Source organism: Brevundimonas sp. BH3, from assembly GCF_045345115.1.
Classification (GTDB): domain Bacteria; phylum Pseudomonadota; class Alphaproteobacteria; order Caulobacterales; family Caulobacteraceae; genus Brevundimonas.
The window spans coordinates 1,880,587-1,895,798 of sequence record NZ_CP150796.1 but is presented as its reverse complement, the minus strand read 5'-3'; the positions used below and the strand labels follow the sequence as shown (position 1 = coordinate 1,895,798).

General features: G+C 57.6%; 19 protein-coding genes and 1 tRNA gene. 8 read left to right on the top strand and 12 right to left on the bottom strand.

The window, feature by feature from the left end:
* Window positions 1-95: 95 nt before the first annotated feature.
* A complete protein-coding gene (locus WEU32_RS09295) occupies window positions 96-377 on the bottom strand; it encodes a hypothetical protein (protein ID WP_312812667.1) in 282 nt (93 codons plus the stop codon).
* Window positions 378-838: 461 nt separating this feature from the next.
* Between WEU32_RS09295 and WEU32_RS09290 the strand changes: the two genes are divergently transcribed.
* Window positions 839-915: transfer RNA gene (locus WEU32_RS09290), tRNA-Lys, on the top strand.
* A 125-nt stretch (window positions 916-1,040) separates the two neighbouring features.
* Complete coding sequence (locus WEU32_RS09285; RefSeq protein ID WP_406851695.1) at window positions 1,041-1,604, top strand: hypothetical protein; 564 nt, start codon at window positions 1,041-1,043, stop codon at window positions 1,602-1,604.
* 51 nt (window positions 1,605-1,655) lie between these two features.
* On the opposite strand, the gene tgt is transcribed toward WEU32_RS09285, so the two are convergent.
* Together tgt and WEU32_RS09275 are read right to left on the bottom strand one after the other, a co-directional pair.
* The gene (gene tgt / locus WEU32_RS09280; RefSeq protein ID WP_406851694.1) at window positions 1,656-2,768 is read right to left on the bottom strand and encodes a tRNA guanosine(34) transglycosylase Tgt; all 1,113 of its coding nucleotides are present in this window, start codon (window positions 2,766-2,768) and stop codon (window positions 1,656-1,658) included.
* A 15-nt stretch (window positions 2,769-2,783) separates the two neighbouring features.
* Window positions 2,784-3,260: a hypothetical protein gene (locus WEU32_RS09275; protein ID WP_312136731.1), complete on the bottom strand. Its 477-nt coding sequence runs from the start codon at window positions 3,258-3,260 to the stop codon at window positions 2,784-2,786.
* A 157-nt stretch (window positions 3,261-3,417) separates the two neighbouring features.
* On the opposite strand from WEU32_RS09275, the gene WEU32_RS09270 reads away from it, so the two are divergent.
* A complete protein-coding gene (locus WEU32_RS09270; RefSeq protein ID WP_406851693.1) occupies window positions 3,418-3,711 on the top strand; it encodes a hypothetical protein in 294 nt (97 codons plus the stop codon).
* Between the two features lie 15 nt (window positions 3,712-3,726).
* On the opposite strand, the gene WEU32_RS09265 is transcribed toward WEU32_RS09270, so the two are convergent.
* The 3 genes from WEU32_RS09265 to WEU32_RS09255 are packed head-to-tail and all read right to left on the bottom strand — an operon-like array spanning window position 3,727 to window position 6,418.
* Entirely contained in the window at window positions 3,727-4,005 is a 279-nt protein-coding gene (locus tag WEU32_RS09265) for a hypothetical protein (protein ID WP_406851692.1), read from the bottom strand.
* A gap of 25 nt (window positions 4,006-4,030) precedes the next feature.
* A complete protein-coding gene (gene queA, locus WEU32_RS09260) occupies window positions 4,031-5,116 on the bottom strand; it encodes a tRNA preQ1(34) S-adenosylmethionine ribosyltransferase-isomerase QueA (RefSeq protein WP_406851691.1) in 1,086 nt (361 codons plus the stop codon).
* Window positions 5,117-5,161: 45 nt separating this feature from the next.
* Window positions 5,162-6,418: a D-amino acid dehydrogenase gene (locus WEU32_RS09255; RefSeq protein WP_406851690.1), complete on the bottom strand. Its 1,257-nt coding sequence runs from the start codon at window positions 6,416-6,418 to the stop codon at window positions 5,162-5,164.
* Window positions 6,419-6,571: 153 nt separating this feature from the next.
* Between WEU32_RS09255 and WEU32_RS09250 the strand changes: the two genes are divergently transcribed.
* The 3 genes from WEU32_RS09250 to WEU32_RS09240 all read left to right on the top strand — a co-directional run bounded on the left by WEU32_RS09250 (window position 6,572) and on the right by WEU32_RS09240 (window position 9,389).
* Complete coding sequence (locus WEU32_RS09250) at window positions 6,572-7,015, top strand: Lrp/AsnC family transcriptional regulator (protein WP_312136736.1); 444 nt, start codon at window positions 6,572-6,574, stop codon at window positions 7,013-7,015.
* Window positions 7,016-7,086: 71 nt separating this feature from the next.
* Window positions 7,087-8,757, top strand: coding sequence for a lysine--tRNA ligase (locus WEU32_RS09245; protein ID WP_406851689.1), 1,671 nt, complete (start codon window positions 7,087-7,089; stop codon window positions 8,755-8,757).
* Between the two features lie 158 nt (window positions 8,758-8,915).
* The gene (locus tag WEU32_RS09240; RefSeq protein ID WP_312136740.1) at window positions 8,916-9,389 is read left to right on the top strand and encodes an SH3 domain-containing protein; all 474 of its coding nucleotides are present in this window, start codon (window positions 8,916-8,918) and stop codon (window positions 9,387-9,389) included.
* 49 nt (window positions 9,390-9,438) lie between these two features.
* On the opposite strand, the gene WEU32_RS09235 is transcribed toward WEU32_RS09240, so the two are convergent.
* The 6 genes from WEU32_RS09235 to WEU32_RS09210 form a co-directional block, all read right to left on the bottom strand.
* A complete protein-coding gene (locus WEU32_RS09235; RefSeq protein ID WP_406851688.1) occupies window positions 9,439-10,068 on the bottom strand; it encodes a helix-turn-helix transcriptional regulator in 630 nt (209 codons plus the stop codon).
* Window positions 10,069-10,106: 38 nt separating this feature from the next.
* The gene (locus WEU32_RS09230; protein WP_406851687.1) at window positions 10,107-10,562 is read right to left on the bottom strand and encodes a hypothetical protein; all 456 of its coding nucleotides are present in this window, start codon (window positions 10,560-10,562) and stop codon (window positions 10,107-10,109) included.
* A gap of 76 nt (window positions 10,563-10,638) precedes the next feature.
* Complete coding sequence (locus WEU32_RS09225) at window positions 10,639-10,986, bottom strand: hypothetical protein (protein WP_312136746.1); 348 nt, start codon at window positions 10,984-10,986, stop codon at window positions 10,639-10,641.
* 105 nt (window positions 10,987-11,091) lie between these two features.
* Entirely contained in the window at window positions 11,092-11,496 is a 405-nt protein-coding gene (locus WEU32_RS09220) for a PaaI family thioesterase (RefSeq protein ID WP_312136748.1), read from the bottom strand.
* A complete protein-coding gene (locus WEU32_RS09215) occupies window positions 11,496-11,975 on the bottom strand; it encodes a PaaI family thioesterase (RefSeq protein ID WP_406851686.1) in 480 nt (159 codons plus the stop codon). The genes WEU32_RS09220 and WEU32_RS09215 overlap by 1 nt, the downstream gene beginning before the upstream one ends.
* A gap of 62 nt (window positions 11,976-12,037) precedes the next feature.
* The gene (locus WEU32_RS09210; RefSeq protein ID WP_406851685.1) at window positions 12,038-13,648 is read right to left on the bottom strand and encodes a response regulator; all 1,611 of its coding nucleotides are present in this window, start codon (window positions 13,646-13,648) and stop codon (window positions 12,038-12,040) included.
* Window positions 13,649-13,859: 211 nt separating this feature from the next.
* Between WEU32_RS09210 and queC the strand changes: the two genes are divergently transcribed.
* Together queC and queE are read left to right on the top strand one after the other, a co-directional pair.
* The gene (gene queC, locus WEU32_RS09205; RefSeq protein ID WP_312136753.1) at window positions 13,860-14,576 is read left to right on the top strand and encodes a 7-cyano-7-deazaguanine synthase QueC; all 717 of its coding nucleotides are present in this window, start codon (window positions 13,860-13,862) and stop codon (window positions 14,574-14,576) included.
* Complete coding sequence (gene queE, locus WEU32_RS09200) at window positions 14,576-15,211, top strand: 7-carboxy-7-deazaguanine synthase (protein ID WP_312812691.1); 636 nt, start codon at window positions 14,576-14,578, stop codon at window positions 15,209-15,211. Before queC ends, queE begins: the two co-directional genes overlap by 1 nt.
* Window position 15,212: the final 1 nt, after the last annotated feature.

Here is a 15,212-nt window from a genome sequence, read left to right as displayed (position 1 = left end):
AGACGGCTCAACGAGAAGCCGCAAAGGTATCTTTCGTGAGCTGCGGGAACAAATGTGCTCGAAGGCCGCCATGATGGCAGCCTTCGTGTTCAAGATTAATAGAAAAGCGTTTCGCTTTCGGGCTGTACCGATTCTTCGGAACTCTGGACTGCTGGTGGCAGGGTTTCGGTGGGGGCGGTGTCCGGTGCGGGTTGTGACGTTTCGGCAGCGACAGGGGCAGCCGCTTCTTCGGCGGCAGGAGCGGCGTCTTCCACCTGTTCAACCTCCATGACGGCCGAGTCGGAAGCGTTATAGGAATTGTCGCAACCTGACAGGATCAGGCCGCCAGCAAGCGCAAGGGCGATATATGCGGTGGTGTGGGACATGCGAAAGGTCATGGTGTTCTCAAAGATTGCCAATGCCGACAAGGCTCCGGTCAGGCCCAGCCTACCGGCATAATATTACGCTTATTGAAACGCAGCCTATGAACCGTCTGTGAATCCTGAAGAGCTAACGCAATACGAGGCTGTACGGGCATGGTTTCTCGTAACCTTTTGTATCGCCGCAGTCCTGGAAGGGATTCGCAACCGGTTCGTAATGCGAATCGATCCGTAGAGATTTCAACGTCTTATGAAGAGCAAAAAGTTCGTTTTGGTTCCATCTGACCGCTTTTGCATGGCTAAAAAGGCTTCAAACAGGGGCTGACCACTAAAAAAAGCGCTTCATTTCGGAAAAAGAGCACTTCCTTGCAAACTGGCCCTTGACCTTCAGGGCGGAATACAACAAAAACCGCCCTCACACGGAGCGGTCGCCCACGGGGCCTCCCCAAGCGGCAGCTAAGTGTTTGATTTCGCAGTGTGCGCCCCTAGCTCAGTTGGTTAGAGCATCTGACTTTTAATCAGAGGGTCCCCGGTTCGAGCCCGGGGGGGCGTACCACTGCGAAAATCACTTTCCCCGACATTTTAATCAAGTTGTGCCTTTGCACTGTCGCGTGCGCGACAGTCTAGTTGTTTGCGTCTACGAAGATGGAACAACCTGTGCGGGGAGCGGTTAGCTTGACTATGAAAACAACATCCATCGCCACATTGGCCTTAGCGGGCATTGCGCTTGCGGGTTGCGGCACCCTATCGCCGTCGTCTGCGACCTCTTCTGCCTCCAGAGGGGTTGAACAGGTGAACTCCGGTCTCGGCAGCGCTTTGCAGGCTCCACTGGAAGATCTGAACCTAGTGCGGCAGGAAATACCGGCTGTTTTGAACGAGGCTGCGGCTGCTCCCTATAGTGTCCAAGGTATGGGAACCTGTTCGGCCATAGCCGCCGAGATTGGCCGACTGGACGAAGCACTCGGTTCCGATCTGGATGCCGCTGCCAGCACAGAAGAAGCAGATATCGGTGACAAGGCTGCCGATGCTGCCGCCGATGCGACGCTGGATGCGGTTCGCAGCACTGTGACCGATTTTATACCGGCACGTTCATGGGTGCGCCGTTTGACCGGTGCAGATCGCCATAGCAAGGAAGTGCAAGCGGCCGTTCGCGCGGGCCTACAGCGCCGCGCCTTCCTGAAGGGGATCGGCCAGCAAAAGAATTGCGCCCCGCCTGCGGCCCCTGCGGGTTATCAGCGCCACTAAATCCATCAAATAGAAACGGGGAGCCGAAGCTCCCCGTTTTTTGTATCCGGCTTAGGTCTTGAGGTGACGGGCGCGGAAGTCCTTACGGAACTGTTCGAACTCGCCCTTCTCGATGGCCTCGCGCATCGCTGCGGTCAGGGCCTGGAAGAAGGCGATGTTGTGCCAACTCAGCAGGATTTTACCAAGGATTTCGTCTGCCTTCACCAGATGGTGCAGATAGGCGCGGCTGTAATCCTGAGAGGCAGGGCAGGGAACCATCGGGTCCAGTGCGCTTTCGTCCTCCGCGAATTTGGCGTTCTTGATGTTGATCGGGCCGTCCCACGTCCATGCTTGACCATGACGGCCAGCGCGGGTCGGCAGCACGCAGTCGAACATATCGACGCCGCGATAGACGGCCTCGACCAGATCGATCGGCTTGCCGACACCCATCAGGTAACGCGGACGATCCTTCGGCAGGAACTCCGGCGCGTAGTCGAGGACTTCGCACATGGCCTCGTGGCCTTCACCAACGGCAAGGCCGCCGATGGCATAGCCGTCAAAGCCGATTTCCTGCAGGCGCTCGGAGCTTTCCTTGCGCAGGTTTTCGTAGGTCGAACCTTGCTGGATGCCGAACAGGGCCTGGGTGTCACGCGTGCCAAAGGCGTTCTTGGAACGCACAGCCCAGCGAGCCGATAATTCCATACCCTGACGGGCGCGTTTTTCCTCGGCCGGATAGGCGACACATTCGTCCAGCTGCATCACGATGTCCGAGCCGAGGCGGTCGGCTTGAATCTGGATCGAGCGTTCTGGCGTTAGAACGTGCTTGGAGCCGTCGATATGGCTGGAGAAGGTCACAGCCTCTTCGGTCAGCTTGGAAATGCCAGACAGGGACATGACCTGGAAGCCGCCGGAGTCGGTCAGGATTGGTTTGTCCCAGCGCATAAACTTGTGAAGACCACCCAGACGTTCCATGCGTTCCGGACCCGGGCGCAGCATCAGGTGGTAGGTGTTGCCCAGAATGATGTCGGCACCGGTCTGGTTGACCTGATCGACCGTCATGGCCTTCACGGTGGCAGCGGTGCCAACCGGCATGAAGGCAGGTGTGCGGATATCGCCTCGGGCGGTTTTCAGGACGCCGGTACGGGCGCGGCCATCTGTGGCCTTGATATCGAACGGGAAGGTCAAAGTAATCTTACGCGGTTAGAGCAGGCGCTGAAGCTGTTCGGCGCGCTGCAGGTCCTTGGGGCGGCCAAACAGTTTGCAAGTCTCGATCTGCTCGGCGACGGAGGGGATATAGATGCGTCCGCCATCAACCGCCACAGGGATGCGACTATTGAAGGTGACAGTTGTCCATTCGCCACCGTTGCGAACCTCGAAATCTGCCATGACCTCGACTGGAACCGGCGTGGTCAGGATCTGACCATAAACGCGCGAGCGGAACAGGCCTTCACCGGGGTCGGGTGTGACCTCGCCATGAAGGGCATCAATCAGGGCCTTGGCATCACGGACGCTGCACAACACATCCACATCCGGCACGCGCCAGTCGGTCAGTCCTGCCAGAACCATAGCTGCACCGCCAAACACCCACCACGGGTCTTGCATCACACTGGATGCCGAAGCGAGGATATCAAGCGCGGCGGAAAGGTCTTCGGGCAGATCGTCATAGTGCGTAACCATACCTGCTCTATAGGCCGGTATGGCGCAGGAATAAAACGTCGTGATGATTTAATGTTTGGAACCGCGAACCGCTGACCTTGGCAAGCGTTGCAGATTGAAAGACGATCATCCGCATCCAGACCTTGTTAAACGCGTCTTTTTGGAAAGACCCACTCTCATGGTTGCCCGTTCCCGCCCTCAGTCACCACTGGCCCGTTATCGTCGCCCATTCATGTGGGGCGCGATTGCCGTGCTTCTGGCTCTTCCGGCTATTGCCATGCAATTCACGCACGAAGTGGCATGGGGATCGGAAGACTTTGCCTTTGCGGCCCTGCTGCTGGTCGGTGCGGGCCTGATCTATGAACTGGCCGTATGGAAGCTGTTGACCGCCCGCGCCCGCTGGGTGGCAGGAGCGGTCATCGTGCTTGCTGTTCTGGTGATCTGGGCCGACGCAGCGGTTGGTCTGTTCTGAGCGGACGCTTTGCGATCAGGCTTTTGCCGGCAGGAAGCGGCGAAGGCCCAAGACGATACCTGCGCCTGCGACCGAGATCGTGGCGTTAACAAGCAAGCTGAATACCAGCAAGAAAATCAGAACGCCGATGGCCCCGACCGGCGAGGTCGCGGCTTGCCCGTTCATGTGGAACAGGCCGGGACTAAGGACGGCCAACAGAATGCCGAGTACCGACATGGCGACCTGAAACGCCGCTGCGACGATAAAGGTCGTGACAAACAGCTCTATAAACGAGCCATTGCGAATAGTGTTCATTGGTAAGCTCCCCCCTTGGAAGACCTTACTGCCTGAACAACAGGCTTCCGTCACCATAGGAGTAGAAGCGGTACTCGTTCTCGATGGCGTGCTTATAGGCGGCCTGCATGGTGTCGAAACCGGCAAAGGCGCTGACCAGCATGAACAGGGTAGATTTGGGCAGGTGGAAGTTCGTCATGAGCACATCCACGGCCTTGAAGCGATAGCCGGGGGTGATGAAGATGGCCGTGTCATCGTGGAAGGGGCGGATGATGCCGTCTTCGCCCGTTGCGCTTTCCAGCAGGCGCAGGGATGTGGTGCCGACACAAACGATACGGCCACCGCGCGCGTGAACTTCATTCAGCGCATCTGCGGTTTCGCGTGAGACGGTGCCCCACTCGGAATGCATCTTGTGGTCTTTGGTGTCGTCGGCCTTGACCGGCAGGAAGGTGCCAGCGCCCACATGCAGGGTCACAGCATGTGTGGATACACCGCGCGCCTTCAGGGCTTCCAACAGTTCAGGGGTAAAGTGCAGACCTGCTGTCGGGGCGGCGACCGAGCCGTCATGTTCGGCAAAGACGGTCTGATAGTCTGACAGATCCTTGTCGTCCTCGGGCCGTTTGGCAGCGATATAGGGGGGCAGGGGCATGACGCCGACATTGCGGATGGCATCATCCAATGCGGGGCCTGCCAGTTCGAATTTGAGCGTGACCAGCCCGTCTTCGCCCTTGGCCTCGATCACAGCATCAAGCATACCCATTTCGCAGGCGCGATCGGTGTCGGTTCCAAAACGCACACGGTCGCCGACCTTGAGGCGTTTGCCGGGCTTCATAAAGGCCGACCAGACATCGGGGGCATCGCGGTGGTGCAGCGTCGCCTCGACCTCGACGGTCAGGGTTTCGCCTTCGGGGCCGACGCGCTCGCGGATACCGCTCATACGGGCAGGGATGACGCGGGTGTCGTTGAACACCAGCGCATCGCCCGGCTCCAGAAAGTCGGGCAGGTCCAGCACAATCCGGTCTTCAAGCTGACCGTCCTTGACGATCAGGAAGCGGGCGCTGTGGCGCGGATCAACAGGGCGCAGGGCAATGCGCTCTTCGGGCAGGTCGAAATCGAAGTCGGAAGTTTTCACAGGCGGGGGTGAACACCTCCCCGCCTGTGCGGTCAAGTGCTGCCTTTAGGCAGAGTAGCGCGACAGACCCAGATCGTGGGTGTCGATGGCGGCTTTCTTGCCGGAAATCTGGTCGGCAATCACGGCGGCCGAGCCACAGGCCATGGTCCAGCCCAGCGTACCGTGGCCGGTGTTCAGCCACAGATTGGAATATTTGGTGGTGCCGACAATCGGTGTGCCATCCGGCGTATTCGGGCGCAGACCGCACCAGAACTCGGCAGTTTGCAGATCACCGGCACCGGGGAACAGGCTGTCGACCGAATAGTTCAGTGTGGCGCGACGTTTCGGTGACAGGTCTTTGTTGAAGCCGTTCAGTTCTGCCATGCCGCCTACGCGGATGCGGGTGCCAAGACGGGTGATGGCCACTTTGTAGCTCTCGTCCATCACGGTCGAGACCGGCGCGCGCGCTTCGTCAATAATGTTGGCGGTGATCGAATAGCCTTTTACCGGATAGACCGGCAGTTTCAGGTCCAGAGCCTTGGCCATCATGGGCGACCATGAGCCCATGGCCATGACATAGGCGTCGGCTGTCAGGGTTTCCTTGTCGGTGATAACGCCGGTGATCTTGTCGCCTTCGCGCTGGACCGCGCTGATGGTTTCGTTCCAGCGGAATTTCACACCGGCATCTTCGGCCATCTTGGCGAGGGTTTCGGTAAAGATACGGCAATCGCCGGTTTCGTCACCCGGCAGACGCAGGGCACCCACATAGGGAACTTCCGAATGGGCCAGACCCGGCTCGATACGACGGCAACCCTCGGGATCGTGCAGCTCAAAGGGCACGCCTTCTGATTTCAGAACCTCGACGTCCTTGTGGGCGTCCTTCAGTTGTTTTTCTGTGCGGAACAGTTGCAGCGTGCCTTGCTGACGGCCGTCATACTGGATGCCGGTTTTGCGACGCAGTCCGTCCAGTTCATCGCGAGCATATTCGGCCAGACGCACCATGCGCCCTTTATTCACCGCATAGCGGGCCGAGGTGCAGTTACGCAGCATGGCCAGCGTCCAGCGGATCATGGCCGGATCATATTTGGCATGCAGGATCAGCGGCGGATGGTTCATCAGCAGCCACTTGATCGCCTTGGTCGGGATGTTCGGTGCTGCCCACGGGGCCGAATAACCTGGCGAGACCTGACCGGCATTGGCATAGCTGGTTTCCAGCGCCGGACCGGACAGGCGGTCAACGACCGTCACATCGTGACCTGCCTGATTAAGATACCAAGCCGTGGTGGTGCCGATTACGCCTGCGCCAAGAACCAGAACACGCATGAAAAACGCTCGCGTTATATGTGGCCCGACGCGGGCCGACTTCGGCGGGAAGCTACGCGCAAAAATCAGGCCTTTCCTGTCTCATTGCAGCTGAACGTGCGGTGGTGCTAAAGGTTTCGCAATTATCTGCGATAAAGCTGACAGGAAATTGTGATGCTGCTGGACGAGGTCGACCGCAAGATTATTCAGAAACTGCGGGTCGATGGTCGTATCAGCAATGCCGATTTGGCCGATCAGGTCGGTCTGTCGGCCTCGGCCTGTTTACGGCGGGTGCGGCAGCTGGAAGCGCGGGGCGTCATTCGCGGCTATACGGTTATTCTGGGGGCGGATGAAGAAGAAGGCATTGTGGCCTTTGTTCAGATTACCCTTGAAAAACAAACTGATGAGCAGATGCGAAAGTTCGAGGAGGCCGTGCGCCATTATCCCGAAATCCGTGACTGCTATCTGATGGCGGGGGCGGCCGATTATATCGTGCGGGCGGTGGCCCCGACGATGGCGGCCTATGAGGTTCTGCACAAGGATGTGCTGTCGCGACTGCCGGGCGTTTCGCGCATCCAGTCCAGTCTGGCGATCCGCAATGTGCTGAAAGCGCGATAGGATCGGGAAATCTGTCATTTCAGGCATAAGTCGCCGTTGACCCTGAGGCTCTGAGGCGGCAAACCCCGCCTATGCTACAGAACCTTGAAACCCTGTCCCGTGAGGCCCGTTCGTGGCCGTTTGAGCAAGCCCGTAACCTTCTGGCGCACGTGCTCAAAAAACGGTTGTCGGATGCTGATCGCGCTGTTGCGCAGTCCCTGATCGATTCTGGCAAGGCGGACGAGGCTCTCAAACAGTTCGAAGGCCTTGGCCGTCCGGTCATTCTGGAGACCGGCTATGGTCCGTCGGGCCTGCCGCACATGGGCACCTTCGGCGAAGTGGCTCGCACCACCATGGTGCGCAACGCATTCCGCGCCCTGACCGGCGACCACTGGGAAACCAAGCTGATCGCCTTCTCGGACGATATGGACGGCTTCCGCAAGGTGCCGGAAGGCATCCCGAATCCGGAGATGCTGCGCGAAGACCTGCATCTGCCGCTGACCAAGGTGCGCGACCCGTTTGGCACCCACGAAAGCTTCGGCGCACACAACAATGCCCGCCTGCGCGCCTTCCTCGACAGCTTCGGCTTCGACTACGAGTTCATGTCGTCGAGCGAGACCTATAAGTCTGGCCGTTTCGACGAAACCTTGCTGCTGATGCTTGAGCGTTATGATGCCATCATGGGCATCATGCTGCCGACGCTGGGTGAAGAGCGCCGCGCGACCTATTCGCCGTTCCTGCCGATCAGCCCGATCACCGGCCATGTGCTGCAAGTGCCGACCCTCGAGCGCAATCTCGAAAAGGGTACGATTGTGTTTGACGACCCCGCGGGCGGTCGTACCGAGGTTCCGGTCACAGGCGGTCACGTAAAGCTTCAGTGGAAGCCGGACTGGGCCATGCGCTGGACCGCGCTGGACGTTGATTACGAGATGGCCGGCAAGGACCTGATCGAATCCGTGCGAGAGAGCGGCAAGATTTGTCGTGCTCTGGATGGCTCGCCGCCGGTTGGTTTCAACTATGAACTGTTCCTCGATGTTGAGGGCAAGAAGATATCCAAGTCGAAGGGCAATGGCCTGACGATGGAAGAGTGGCTGCGTTACGGTCCGCCGGAATCGCTGAGCTGGTACATGTTCCAGTCGCCCAAGTCGGCCAAGAGTCTGCACTTTGGCGTCATCCCGCGTGCAACCGACGACTGGATGTCCTTCGTCGAACAGTTCAAGACGCAAGAGCCGAACAAGCAAATCGACAATGCGGTCTGGTCAATCCACGGCGGTAATCCGCCGGAGACGACCTCGCCGGTCAGTTTCTCGCTGATGATGAACCTTGTGGGCGTGGCCAATGCTTCGAGCAAGGAGCAACTCTGGGCCTATTTCGCCAAGTATCTGCCGGAAGCGACGCCCGAGAACGAGCCGCTGCTGGATCGCTTGATGGACTATGCGTTGAACTATTACGAGGACTTCGTGAAGCCCTCGAAGGTCTATCGTCTGCCGACCGAGCAAGAGAAGACCGCTCTGCTTGATCTGGCTGCGCGCCTGAAGGCCTTGCCGCAAGACACCACGGATGGCGAAATCATCCAGAACGAAGTCTATGCGGTCGGCAAGGAGCACAATTTCGAGCCGCTACGTGCTTGGTTCGGCGCGCTGTACGAAGTGCTGCTGGGCGCGTCGCAAGGCCCGCGCTTTGGTTCGTTCGCAGCCATTTATGGCCTTCCGCAAACCATTGAGCTGATCGAAAAGGGCGCGCGCGGCGAACTGGCCGCTTAAGCGTTCAGAGCCGTTGAAATTAAGGGCTGCCCTGTAACGGGGCGGCTCTTTTTTTGGTTTTTATCCGGATGAACGAAACCTGACAGCCTCTGTCGGGGAGCCTTCAGGCGGGGTTGGGCATTGTCTCCTCACGACCAACTCGACGACAGGAGAGAGCCATGTCGAAATCCTTTAAGGCCGGTCTGGCCGGTGTTTCCATTTTCGCCGCTATCGCTGCTGCGGCTGTGCCGATGACGGCCAATGCGCAGGCTAACGGTATCACCAACTGCGACGCTCCCGGTGGACGTCAGCAAGCGGGTGCTGCAATCGGTGCGCTTATCGGCGGTTTGGCTGGCAGTCAGGTCTCGCGTAATGAGCGCGCTCTGGGGGCGGTTGTAGGAGCCGGTGCCGGTGCTGCGGCTGGTTCCTATATCGGCTGTAACCAACAGCGCGCCCGTGCAAATCAGCAGGGTTCGCAGGACATGTACCGCGCAACGTCTAACCTGCGTATCCGCTCGGGTCCTGGCACCAACTATGGTGTGCGCGGTAATCTGTCAGCAGGTCAGCCTTTCACAGCCATCGGTTCGCAGGGCGAATGGGTGCAGATTGCCGGTGGTGGCTGGGTCAATGCCCGCTATGTCAGTAACTACTGATCTAACCGTATTTCGTGGGAAGGGCCGTCTGGATTTCAGGCGGCCTTTTCTATTGGCTGACCCAGACGATACGGGCCATCCATTGGATGTCCTTTCGGTCCAGTGTACGGGGGGCATAGTCGGGATTGATGGACAAGAGTTCGACCTGACTATGGGAAATAAAACCCAGCTCCTTGGCCAAGGTTTCGCCGTCCAGGGTACGAAGAGCAATGCGGTCACCCTTGCGGACGCGGGTGTCTTCCAGATCCACGATCACCTTGTCGCCGGGGCGATAGAGGGGAAGCATGGAATCGCCGTCGATCTCCAGACTGATAAGGCCGTCTCGCAGCGCGGGCAGAGGTGTGCGCTCCCAGCCTTCGGCCAAGGGCAGACCTTCATCGGAGAAAAAGCCCTCCTTGCCGGCCTTGGCCAGCCCGAGAACAGGTAGGGTTAAAGGCGTTGCATCGTCGGCTAGGCTGGCGAACTCGCTAAGCGAAAGTTGTGAGGTTTCCAGTACCCGCACCAGACTTTCGGTCGAGGGCCAACGCGGGCGCGGCGGGTCGCCAGGGCCAAAGCGTTTGGAAGGGTTGAAGCTTGTCGGATCCAGACCTGCACGACGGGCCAACCCTGATGGCGAAGTGCCGGCGCGCTTGGCCAAGGTGTCCAAGCCTTTCCAGATACTGGCGTGCGTAAGTGTCATGGGTCTGTCCTAGGGGACGCCCAAAATAGGTTAATGTCTTAGGAATATCTACCTATATCATTGCGACTAGAGCCGATCACGGCACGTTCTTGCCATGCAGAAAATGTACCGACGATCAGTGAGATAATGATGCCGATAGAAGAGACGTTCAAAATAGTATAGTAAGCAGAAACTGTAATTTTAAAGTCTATAACATATAGAAATTGCAACGTAGCAACTAGAAGCTGTAATGCGGTTGCCCATACTGGCCAATTTGATGATGATTTCCAAACTAGAGTTAAAAATATAATAAGTAATGTAACGTCAAGCAACATTACTGTAAAAATGGAAAGCTCCTGATCGAGGAGGCTGATGCGTGCCAGCGTGCTGAACAGCCAACATAAAAGATAGGCTGTTGCTGCGATTTTTTCAGTTTTCCCACCCAGGCTTAAGGCGAAGGTGCATCCTGCTAACATGAGTAATGCGCCGGCCCATCCGGTTATGGTGGTAAACAAAAATAGCCTCCATCGCGCTAAACGATGGAGGCTATTTGTAGGATTATTTCCTAATAAATCGTGCGTTACCGATTTGTTAGACTGCGCGCAGGTGAGCAGATTTTCTAGGCATCGGCGAGTCATCCCACTCCAGCGGCTTGTCTGCCGGACCGGCTGCATAGACACCCCAGCCCATCCGGCGGTGGTCTTTTTGCATTTCGGCGTGGCACTCGACGATAGCTTCGCGCGCGGTGGAGAGAGCAGCAAGCGTGGCGAGGGCCTTAGCTTGCGAGGCCGAGCCTGCAACGGGCGAAACCGAAAGAGCGGTGCGGCCCGAAATCATGGCCTGAACCATGGCTGCGGCGTGGGCGATAGCGGCATCCACCGACTGTTCAGTAGCATACAGTTCGGTCGAGATGCTGGTTACGACTTCGGAGCGGTCCATACTTGTTCCCCATATAACGCCGATCTGGCGAAATATGTTTAACAGTTGTTAAGGTTGTTCGTAAAGACTTTATTAACTTAAAATTTACGTAATTTTTACCATCGACTAATCTCCGGTAGTATCGTCAAGCTGGAAATGTGCAGTTAGGGTTGCAATCGGTTTGTCCTGACCTTCTTGCCATGCCGATGCGGTCACATAGGCGACCTTCTTTCCGGCCTTGCTAATGTGGGCACGCGCATAGACATCGCTGGCTTTACCGACTCGTAGATAAGCAATCGACACATTGATCGGACGAGGAAGGCGGAGACGCGGATAATCGTGGGACACCTTGGCCATAGCGGCCAATTCCAGCAGCGCGGCGGTCGAACCACCGTGCAAAGCGGGGATCAATGGATTTCCGATCAAGTGCTCTGAAAACGGCATCACAACAGTCACCTCGTCACCGTAAATGTCGGTCTTGAGGTTCAGGAAGCGGGCATAGGGCAGGTGGTCGAGCAGGGGTTTGGTCATTATGCGTCTGCCTGAGCCTGAACGTGAGACTGATTGGTGCCGTGATCGCGCAGAGCGGGCTTGTGAATAATATAGGCGGCTTGCGAGGCGGCGACGGGATTGTCGGGAGTGTCTTCGAAGGCCCATGCTCTCACAAAGGCCATGGTCCTGTTCAACTGATAGCACTCAGCCTCGGCCAGTAGGTCGCGACCGGGGGCAGCAGCCCGCATATAGTCTACCCGCATGTCCAAAGTGGCGATGGATTGAAATTGGTCCAGGGCCAGCCATACCGACATACCGCCGACATGGTCGAGGAGGGTGCTGACCAGCCCGCCGGATAAGACGCCTGATGCCGGATCGCCAACCAGTTCGGGGCGATAGGGAACGCGCATACGCACACGTCGACCCTCGATGTTTTCCAGCTGGAAACCCAGGGCATGGGTATGGGCTGACCCTGAAGCCAGTTGAGGCAGAATAGCGAGCAAATCGGGGTTTGGCATCAGATCTCCTTGGAAGATCTGAACACTGGCCTTTGCTATGGGGCGCTGTCCAGCACGCGCGATCAGTTCCGAAGACTTAACCGCGTGACCGTGTCTGAATCATTCAGGTTTTGACGCTCGTCCAGGGCGCGAATCATGGCCATGCGCAAACGTTCGGGTTTGATCGGTTTTTCGACTACTGAGGCCATGCCGGCAGCAATATAGCCGACAACATCTTCAGGATCTGCGTTGGCGGTCAGGGCAATAATGGGTGTCAGAGCGCGATCATCGGCGAGGGCGCGAATGACGCGTGTAGCCTGAACCCCGTCCATGCGCGGCATTTTGATATCCATGAGGATCAAATCGAAACGGCCTGTCCGTGCGACCTCTACCGCTTCCTCGCCATCTTCAGCCGTTTCGGAAGTGCAGCCGAACATTTCACACAGGGCGCGGGCAACGACACGGTTGGTGGCATTATCATCCGCAATCAGCACATGCGGACGCGAGGTCAGTTCCAGACTTTCGATCTGGGTAACATTGACCTCATGGCTGACGTCAGGCAGGGCGCGCTGGACGGTCACGTCAAAGCCGTAAGTCGTGCCGCGCCCCTGATTGTTACGGGCGAAAATATGGCCTTCCATGCGCGTAAGCAGATGCCATGCCATGGCGCTGGAAAGGTCGCCTGTGGTTTCTAGGTCTCCGAAACAGGTGGCTAATTGATCCGGTTCCAGTCCGGGACCGTCGTCACGAACGCGTGCTTCCAGATCGACAAGGTTGTCGCGGATGACGGCCTTCAAACCGACTTCGAGCATGCCGTTACGCGCCCATTTCAGGGCGCACTGGATCAGGGTGTCATAGGTTGCGCGAAAACGGGCTTCATCGACCAGAAGGCTGAGGTCGGTGTCTCCCTCATAACTGACCATCAGGGTTACGCCGGCATCACCGGCCCGCTGGGTCCAGTCGGCAGTAATCTGGTCCATGACAATGCGCGGGGTTATCGGTGCCAGATCCAGTTGAAGTTCGCCTGCTTCGGCGCGCGCCAGATCGCGGGCCTTTTGCAGCATACTTAGGCTTTCATCCGAAGCCTGCATGAGGGCGTCTAGATGGCCTCTCGTTTCAACAGGCAAGGGCTGGCGACTGATGATCTTGGAAAAGGCGTCAACCGTGGAAAGCGGAGCGCTAAGGGCTTGCGTCAGGGTATCGACAAAACGATTACGCGCACTGGAAACAGCAGCCTTGTCGATCTGCTGGGCCTGTAGCGCGGCGATATGGTGTTCCTGTTCTTTGAGCCGCGTCGCCTGAATCAGATTGACGTGGTGAAACAGTTTGATCGCTGTCCCAACGCCGAAATACTGGCCTTCCTTCGTCACAATGAAACCGCGCATCAAGGTCGAGGCGCTGGATTTTAAAATGATCTCTGAAAAGGCGGAAATTCGGGTGTCGGCGTCAACGACCGATGGATCAGAATCCATAATCCATGAAACCGGCCGCGAGGCATAACGACTGTGGCCCAGGGGAGACGCAAGTTTCAGAAGAAATTCCTGACGGTCTATCAGGCCTATAGGACGCCCGTTTTCGACCACGGGCAGCGCCATGGCGTCAGGATGTGCCTGAAACCAACTGAATACCTCGGGGACAGAAGCCTCGGGGTTTATTGGCGGCACACATTCTGTGAGCAACTCAACCGTCGGCATTGCCGCACTCCACTGATGGGAATGTAACATCGCTCGGAAACCTTTTCCGAACTGTTAAGCCGCTGGCGAAGAGAGGATTCATGGAATAACCCACCATGAAAATGCTGCTTTTTTGCAGCAGTAGCGGTTAGTCGCTATAAGTAGCGGCAACTTACCTTTCTTATCAGTTTTGTCCGGATGCGCGCGGCTATTGGCCGACCGCAGGTTTGCTATGAACGCTTTCAAGCCCACATCGTCCCAATCCGCTCTCGTTTTGTTTTCAGGGGGGCAGGACAGCGCCACATGTCTGGCTTGGGCGTTGCAGAAGTACGAGCGTGTCGAAACTATCGGCTTTGATTACGGACAGCGCCATGTTGTCGAGATGCAAGCGCGTCTGTCTGTGCGCGAGGCGATGAAGGATGTTCTGCCGCAATATGCCGAGCGTCTGGGGCCGGATCATGTGGTTGATTTGACTGGGTACGGTCGCATTGCCGAAAGCACTCTGACCAGTGAAGTGGCCATTGAAATGGACGAGCGCGGCCTGCCGCCGACCTTTGTGCCGGGTCGTAACCTGATCTTTCTGACGGCGGCTGCAGCCTTGTCTGATCGTCGCGGCTTGAAGGTGCTGGTGACTGGCGTTTGCGAGACGGATTATTCCGGCTATCCCGACTGTCGTCAGAACACCATTGATGCCATGTCACAGGCCCTGAGCTTGGGGCTGGACCGTCCGGTGCCGATCGAGACGCCGCTGATGTATCTGACCAAGGCCGAAACGTGGGAACTGGCCAAGGATATTGGCGGTCAACCTCTGGTGGATGCCATTATCGAGACTTCGCACACCTGCTATGCCGGTGATCGTGAGCATCGTCACGACTGGGGTTATGGCTGTGGCACATGCGCGGCGTGTGAACTGCGCGAAGCGGGTTACCGCAAATGGATCGAGGGCTGATGACCTATTCGGTGAAAGAAGCCTTCCTGACGGTTCAGGGCGAGGCGGGGCAGGCGGGCCGCGTGTCGGTTTTCCTTCGCTTTGCGGGCTGCAACCTGTGGAGCGGGCTGGAGCGTGACCGTGCAACAGCAGTCTGCACTTTTTGCGATACCGATTTTGTCGGGGTGAACGGCGATGGCGGCGGAAAGTTCAAGACCGCTGACCTGATGGCCGATCACGTCAATAGTTTCTGGACGGGCCGTCAAGGCGATCCCAAACTTGTGGTTTGCACGGGTGGCGAGCCATTGATGCAACTGGATGCGCCATTGATCGACGCATTGCATGCGCGCGGTTTCGAGATCGCTATCGAGAGCAATGGCACGATCAAGGCCCCCGAAGGTATTGACTGGATCTGTATTAGCCCCAAGGCCGATGCCGAGGTGGTGCAAACCTCGGGTCAGGAACTGAAACTGGTCTATCCGCAGGAAAAGGCTATGCCTGAACGCTTCGAACATATGGATTTCGAACGGTTCTGGCTGCAACCGATGGATGGTCCCGATCAGGTCGCCAACACGGCGGCGGCTATGGAATATTGCCTGAGCCACCCTCAGTGGCGGCTTAGTATCCAGACCCACAAATATATCGGCGTACGCTGAA

What these genes read in the sequence shown, in the direction of transcription:
- WEU32_RS09225 (WP_312136746.1), bottom strand. Translation starts at nt 10,986, where the DNA reads ATGGACCGCTCCGAAGTCGTAACCAGCATCTCGACCGAACTGTATGCT.
- WEU32_RS09285 (WP_406851695.1), top strand. Translation starts at nt 1,041, where the DNA reads ATGAAAACAACATCCATCGCCACATTGGCCTTAGCGGGCATTGCGCTT.
- WEU32_RS09275 (WP_312136731.1), bottom strand. Translation starts at nt 3,260, where the DNA reads ATGGTTACGCACTATGACGATCTGCCCGAAGACCTTTCCGCCGCGCTT.
- WEU32_RS09245 (WP_406851689.1), top strand. Translation starts at nt 7,087, where the DNA reads ATGCTACAGAACCTTGAAACCCTGTCCCGTGAGGCCCGTTCGTGGCCG.
- WEU32_RS09210 (WP_406851685.1), bottom strand. Translation starts at nt 13,648, where the DNA reads ATGCCGACGGTTGAGTTGCTCACAGAATGTGTGCCGCCAATAAACCCC.
- WEU32_RS09250 (WP_312136736.1), top strand. Translation starts at nt 6,572, where the DNA reads ATGCTGCTGGACGAGGTCGACCGCAAGATTATTCAGAAACTGCGGGTC.
- queC (WP_312136753.1), top strand. Translation starts at nt 13,860, where the DNA reads ATGAACGCTTTCAAGCCCACATCGTCCCAATCCGCTCTCGTTTTGTTT.
- WEU32_RS09235 (WP_406851688.1), bottom strand. Translation starts at nt 10,068, where the DNA reads ATGACACTTACGCACGCCAGTATCTGGAAAGGCTTGGACACCTTGGCC.
- WEU32_RS09270 (WP_406851693.1), top strand. Translation starts at nt 3,418, where the DNA reads ATGGTTGCCCGTTCCCGCCCTCAGTCACCACTGGCCCGTTATCGTCGC.
- WEU32_RS09255 (WP_406851690.1), bottom strand. Translation starts at nt 6,418, where the DNA reads ATGCGTGTTCTGGTTCTTGGCGCAGGCGTAATCGGCACCACCACGGCT.
- WEU32_RS09215 (WP_406851686.1), bottom strand. Translation starts at nt 11,975, where the DNA reads ATGCCAAACCCCGATTTGCTCGCTATTCTGCCTCAACTGGCTTCAGGG.
- WEU32_RS09220 (WP_312136748.1), bottom strand. Translation starts at nt 11,496, where the DNA reads ATGACCAAACCCCTGCTCGACCACCTGCCCTATGCCCGCTTCCTGAAC.
- queE (WP_312812691.1), top strand. Translation starts at nt 14,576, where the DNA reads ATGACCTATTCGGTGAAAGAAGCCTTCCTGACGGTTCAGGGCGAGGCG.
- WEU32_RS09295 (WP_312812667.1), bottom strand. Translation starts at nt 377, where the DNA reads ATGACCTTTCGCATGTCCCACACCACCGCATATATCGCCCTTGCGCTT.
- WEU32_RS09265 (WP_406851692.1), bottom strand. Translation starts at nt 4,005, where the DNA reads ATGAACACTATTCGCAATGGCTCGTTTATAGAGCTGTTTGTCACGACC.
- WEU32_RS09240 (WP_312136740.1), top strand. Translation starts at nt 8,916, where the DNA reads ATGTCGAAATCCTTTAAGGCCGGTCTGGCCGGTGTTTCCATTTTCGCC.